The organism is Robiginitalea sp. (genome assembly GCF_049588695.1).
Taxonomy (GTDB): Bacteria; Bacteroidota; Bacteroidia; order Flavobacteriales; family Flavobacteriaceae; genus Robiginitalea.
The window spans coordinates 1-1,904 of the sequence record NZ_JBAVZJ010000328.1; the positions used below are offsets into that span (position 1 = coordinate 1).

Genomic DNA, 1,904 nt, shown 5'->3' on the forward strand with positions numbered 1-1,904 from the left:
GAGAAAACTCTCTTTGTGCAAAATAGCGAGATCCCGGCCTACAGGTTGAAAGCAACAGTCCAGATGCAAGGCATTCTTTCGGGCGTCCGTGTTGGATTTTCGCAGTTCAAAAGGTTTTACGATGCGCTTTGGAAAAGTATCGACCAGGAAATCTACCGCTTCCTGATTGGTGCGGGCCGTGATAAAATCCCGGTACCCGGGACCGGTATACGTCCCGACGAAAAGGTGTTCCCCCCAGGGCATTACATCCCCACCCTCCACGTGAACCGGCTCCGGGGGAACAATTACCTGGTCTCCTTCTAAATGGTCCAATACATGGAGTATAGCCTCAAATTCGCGTTCCCGTTCGGGCAGGATGTTGGCCTCGACGAGCTTATCATCTACGACAAAGGCAATATCGCGGGAAAATATTTGATTACAGTCTGTTAGAATTTCAGGACGGAATACCTGAACCCCGTGTTTCTCCAGGACTCCGGAAAAGCCCTGCATCTCCCGAACCATATCCGCTTCCTCAGGATAGGTACCCGCCAGGATATGTTCCAGAGATTTTGGATCGTACGCTGCTTCCGGTGCGGGAACAGGACCTGAACTTTTTGCCGTTCCCAAAACCACGGATTTCAAGGGAGCGGTTTCATCGGCAATATTGAGATTAAACATAGGATTTCCTTTTGCTGAAGGTGGTAAGATACAAAAAAGGACTCCCCTTCGGAGAATCCTTTTGACGCATATTTATCTGTAAACTATCTTTTATTTAAGGGGACAAATAACCGTTGGTTTGCGCCCGTATATACCTGCCGGGGGCGGCCTATCGGTTCGTTGTTAAGCCGCATTTCACGGAACTGTGCAATCCAGCCCGGCAAGCGGCCCAGGGCAAACATTACGGTAAACATGTCTACCGGAATCCCCAAAGCGCGATAGATAATCCCAGAGTAAAAGTCCACGTTCGGATACAGCTTGCGCTCCACGAAATACGGATCTTCCAGGGCTTCTTTTTCCAGGCCTTTGGCGATGCTCAGGATAGGATCGTCCACTCCGAGTTCTGCCAACACCTCGTCCGCAGCTTTTTTGATGATACGGGCCCGCGGATCGAAATTCTTATACACCCGGTGTCCGAATCCCATCAACCGGAAAGGATCATTTTTGTCTTTGGCTTTTGCCATATATTTTTTGGTATCCCCATCATCTTCCTGAATGGCTTCGAGCATTTTAAGCACCGCCATATTGGCGCCACCGTGAAGGGGTCCCCAGAGGGCAGAAATTCCAGCCGAGATGGAGGCAAAGAGTCCGGCATGGGAGGAACCGACAATTCGCACAGTAGAGGTGGAACAGTTTTGTTCGTGATCTCCGTGGAGGATTAGAAGCTTATCCAGGGCTTCAATGACCACATGATTGGTCTCATATTCTCTATTAGGGCGTATGAACATCATTTTATGGATGTTCTGAACATAGCCCAGGGAGTCATCGCCATAATCCAGGGGAAGTCCCATTTTCTTGCGAAGCGTCCAGGAAACCAGGACCGGAAATTTGGCCAAAAGGCGTACAATAGCGTGGTACAGGTCTTCTTCTGAGGTAACGTCTACCGCTGATGGGTTAAAAGCGATAAGGGCGCTGGTGAGGGAGGACAGGACCCCCATTGGATGGGCAGATTTTGGAAATCCATCCAGTATTTTTTTCATTTCCTCATCCACATGGGACTCGGCTTTTATATCGGCGTGGAATTTCTCGAGTTGCTCCACATCTGGTAGTTCACCAAAAATCAGGAGGTAAGCAACCTCGAGAAAATCAGCTTTCTCCGCCAACTCTTCAATGGGATAGCCCCGGTATCTGAGGATTCCCTGTTCGCCGTCCAGAAAAGTAATGGCACTCTCGCATGAACCTGTATTCTTATATCCGGGGTCCAGGGT

At 49.5% G+C, this 1,904-nt stretch carries 2 protein-coding genes; both read right to left on the bottom strand.

Annotated features, from left to right (window positions below; translation table 11 throughout):
* Positions 1–657: dimethylarginine dimethylaminohydrolase family protein (locus WBV75_RS08015; RefSeq protein WP_424120112.1), on the bottom strand; the 657-nt coding region annotated here is incomplete at its 3' end.
* Positions 658–740: 83 nt separating this feature from the next.
* Positions 741–1,904: citrate synthase (locus WBV75_RS08020; RefSeq protein ID WP_424120113.1), on the bottom strand; the 1,164-nt coding region annotated here is incomplete at its 5' end.